At 60.0% G+C, this 4123-nt stretch carries 2 protein-coding genes; one reads left to right on the top strand and one right to left on the bottom strand.

Annotation, left to right across the window (positions count from 1 at the left end; all coding sequences use genetic code 11):
- Positions 1–75: 75 nt before the first annotated feature.
- Positions 76–2817, bottom strand: a complete 2742-nt coding sequence (gene acnA, locus PMI37_RS27355) for an aconitate hydratase AcnA (RefSeq protein WP_008087429.1) — start codon at positions 2815–2817, stop codon at positions 76–78.
- Between the two features lie 221 nt (positions 2818–3038).
- Between acnA and rlmM the strand changes: the two genes are divergently transcribed.
- Complete coding sequence (rlmM, locus tag PMI37_RS27350; RefSeq protein WP_008087427.1) at positions 3039–4112, top strand: 23S rRNA (cytidine(2498)-2'-O)-methyltransferase RlmM; 1074 nt, start codon at positions 3039–3041, stop codon at positions 4110–4112.
- Positions 4113–4123: the final 11 nt, after the last annotated feature.

Raw genomic sequence — 4123 nt, 5'->3', positions numbered from 1 at the left:
GCGATCTTTTGATCCTGATCTTAAAAACAAGATCAAAAGATCGCAGCCTGCGGCAGCTCCTGCGGGGTTAATGTGTTATGAGGCGATCAGCTGGCGCAGGACGTAATGCAAGATCCCGCCCGACTTGAAGTACTCCACCTCGTTCAAGGTGTCGATCCGGCACAGCACTTCGATTTTCTCCTGACGCCCATCCTCACGGGTGATCACCAGCGGCAAGTTCATCCGTGGGGTCAGCTCGACTCCGGTCAAACCCTGAATCTCGAAAGTCTCCTTGCCGGTCAGGTTGAGGCTCTTGCGGTTCTGATCGAGCTTGAACTGCAGCGGCAACACGCCCATGCCCACGAGGTTGGAACGGTGAATCCGCTCAAAACTCTCGGCGATCACCGCTTTCACGCCCAGCAAATTGGTGCCCTTGGCCGCCCAGTCACGGCTGGAACCGGTGCCGTATTCCTGCCCGGCAACCACCACCAGCGGCGTGCCCGATTGCTGATATTTCATGGCTGCGTCGTAGATCGCCAGTTTTTCGCCGGTCGGCATGTAAATCGTGTTGCCACCTTCCTCGCCGCCGAGCATTTCGTTACGAATACGGATGTTGGCGAACGTGCCGCGCATCATCACTTCGTGGTTGCCGCGCCGTGAGCCGTAAGAGTTGAAGTCCCGTGGTTCCACGCCTTTTTCGCGCAAGTAACGCCCGGCCGGGCTGTCAGCCTTGATGTTGCCGGCGGGGGAGATGTGGTCAGTGGTCACCGAATCGCCGAGCAAGGCCAGAACCCGCGCGCCTTTGACATCTTTGATTTGTGGCAACGGCCCGGAAATATCGTCGAAAAACGGTGGATGCTGAATGTAAGTGGAGTCGTCCTGCCACACATAAGTCGCCGCTTGCGGCACCTCGATGGCTTGCCACTGTTCATCGCCGGCAAACACTTCGGCGTATTCCTTGTGGAACATCGCCGTGCTGACCTGATTCACCGCATCGGCGATCTCTTTACTCGATGGCCAGATATCGCGCAGATACACCGGATTGCCTTGCTTGTCCTCGCCCAGCGGTTCACTGCTGATGTCGCTGCGTACGCTGCCAGCCAAGGCATACGCGACCACCAGCGGCGGCGAGGCCAGCCAGTTGGTTTTCACCAGTGGATGCACGCGGCCTTCAAAGTTGCGGTTGCCGGACAGCACCGACGCGACGGTGAGGTCGGCTTTCTGAATGGCTTTTTCGATCGGCTCGGGCAGCGGCCCGGAGTTGCCGATACAGGTGGTGCAGCCATAACCGACCAATGAAAAACCGAGTTGGTCGAGGTATTGCGTCAATCCCGCAGCCTTGTAGTAGTCGGTCACCACTTTCGAGCCCGGCGCCAGTGAACTCTTCACCCACGGCTTGCGCGTAAGGCCTTTCTCCACGGCTTTTTTCGCCAACAGACCGGCCGCCATCATCACGCTCGGGTTGGAGGTGTTGGTGCAGGAGGTGATGGCGGCGATAACCACGGCGCCGTTTTTCAGGCGATAGGTGTGGCCTTCGTATTCATATTCGGTTTCGCCGACCAGATCGGCATTACCCACGGCGACGCCGCCACCGCCCTCACTTTCCAGGCGTCCTTCTTCTTTGCTGGTGGGTTTGAATTGCAGGTCGATGAAGTCGCTGAAGGCTTGCGGCACGTTCGGCAGCGACACGCGATCCTGCGGGCGTTTTGGCCCGGCCAGGCTTGCTTCGACGCTGCCCATGTCCAGCGCCAGGCTGTCGGTAAACACCGGTTCCTGACCGGGCAGGCGCCACAGGCCTTGGGCTTTGGTGTAGGCCTCGACCAGTTTCACCGTTTCTGGCGGGCGACCCGACAGGCGCAGGTATTCCAGCGTCACGTCGTCGACCGGGAAGAAACCGCACGTCGCGCCGTATTCCGGGGCCATGTTGGCGATAGTTGCGCGATCAGCCAGTGGCAGATCGGCGAGGCCGTCACCGTAGAACTCGACGAATTTGCCCACTACGCCTTTCTTGCGCAGCATCTGCGTGACCGTCAGCACCAGGTCGGTGGCGGTGATGCCTTCCTTGAGTTTGCCGGTGAGCTTGAAACCGATCACTTCCGGAATCAGCATCGACACCGGTTGCCCGAGCATCGCCGCTTCCGCCTCGATCCCGCCGACACCCCAGCCGAGCACGCCGAGGCCGTTGATCATGGTGGTGTGGGAGTCGGTGCCGACCAATGTGTCCGGGAAGGCATAGGTGCGGCCGTCTTCATCCTTGGTCCACACGGTGCGGCCGAGGTATTCAAGGTTGACCTGATGGCAAATGCCGGTGCCCGGCGGCACGACGCTGAAATTATCGAAGGCGCTCTGGCCCCAGCGCAGGAAGGCATAACGTTCGCCGTTGCGCTGCATTTCGATGTCGACGTTCTGCTCGAAAGCGCTGGGCGAGGCAAACTTGTCGACCATTACCGAGTGGTCGATCACCAGATCCACCGGTGACAGCGGGTTGATCCGCTGCGGGTCGCCGCCGGCCTTGGCCATCGCCGCGCGCATGGCGGCAAGGTCGACCACGGCGGGCACCCCGGTAAAGTCTTGCATCAATACGCGGGCAGGGCGGTACTGGATTTCCCGATCGGAGCGACGCTCCTTGAGCCAGGCGGCAATCGCCTTGAGGTCGGCGCCGGTGACGGTTTTTTCATCTTCCCAGCGGAGCAGGTTTTCCAGCAGGACTTTCAGCGACATTGGCAGCTTGTCGAGATCGCCCAGGCTTTTGGCGGCATCCGGCAGGCTGAAATAATGGTAGGTCTTGTCGTCGATTTGCAGCGTTTTAAGGGTCTTCAGACTATCGAGGGACGGCATTACGATCACTCCTTTGAATCCGCACGGCTACGGATCGGGGGACGAATAGAGCTTTAAACCTAGCCCTGTTTTAGGTAGCTGGCTAATAACTGGACTCTATGAGCGGAACCAAGGTTCCGACATCGGCTATCATGCGCCGGTTTTCGTGACAGGCTTTGCTGCAACGCAAGGTCTGGACATCGCGCAGGGGCCGAATGATCGCCCGCTGCCCAGGAGTAAGAATGAACACCCTATTCATGCATTGCCGGCCAGGCTTCGAAGGCGAAGTCTGTTCGGAGATTTCCGACCTCGCCGCCCAACTCAACGTGGCTGGCTACGCCAAGGCCAAAGCGGCCACCGCCTGCGCCGAGTTTGTCTGCACCGAAGAAGACGGCGCCGAGCGTCTGATGCGCGGCCAGCGTTTCGCCGAGCTGATCTTCCCGCGCCAATGGGCGCGCGGCGTCTTCATTGATCTGCCGGAAACCGACCGCATCAGCGTGATCCTCGCGCACATGGCCGAGTTCCCGGTGTGCGGCAGCCTGTGGCTGGAGGTCGTCGACACCAATGACGGCAAGGAACTGTCGAACTTCTGCAAGAAATTCGAAGGCCCGCTGCGCAAGGCGCTCACCGGCGCCGGCAAACTGGTCGATGACGCCAGCAAACCGCGTCTGCTGCTGACGTTCAAAAGTGGTCGTGAAGTGTTTCTCGGTATGGCTGACGCGGGTAACTCGGCGATGTGGCCAATGGGCATTCCGCGCCTGAAGTTTCCGCGCGAAGCACCGAGCCGCTCGACCTTGAAGCTGGAAGAGGCGTGGCACCACTTCATCCCGCGCGATCAGTGGGAAGACCGCCTGCACAGCGACATGACCGGTGTTGACCTTGGCGCCGCACCGGGCGGCTGGACCTGGCAACTGGTCAATCGCGGCATGCTGGTGACCGCGATCGACAACGGCCCGATGGCGGAAAGCCTGATGGACACCGGTCTGGTGCAGCACTTGATGGCGGACGGTTTTACCTTCAAGCCCAAGCAACCGGTGGACTGGATGGTCTGCGACATTGTCGAGAAGCCGGCACGCAACGCGGCGATGCTCGAAGAGTGGATTGGTGAGGGGCATTGCCGCGAGGCAGTGGTCAACCTGAAGTTGCCGATGAAGCAGCGCTATGCCGAAGTGAAGCGCTTGCTTGAACGCATTGCCGATGGCTTCAAGGCGCGCGGGATCAAAGTCGATATCGGCTGCAAACAGCTCTATCACGACCGCGAGGAAGTGACCTGCCACCTGCGCCGACACGACATCAAAAAAACAAAATCCCGCTAAAACACCGCAAT

The sequence above is a fragment of the Pseudomonas sp. GM80 genome (assembly GCF_000282515.1).
GTDB lineage: Bacteria > Pseudomonadota > Gammaproteobacteria > Pseudomonadales > Pseudomonadaceae > Aquipseudomonas.
The sequence above is the reverse complement of the archived record's forward strand: the minus strand, read 5'-3'. Positions and strand labels throughout refer to the sequence as shown.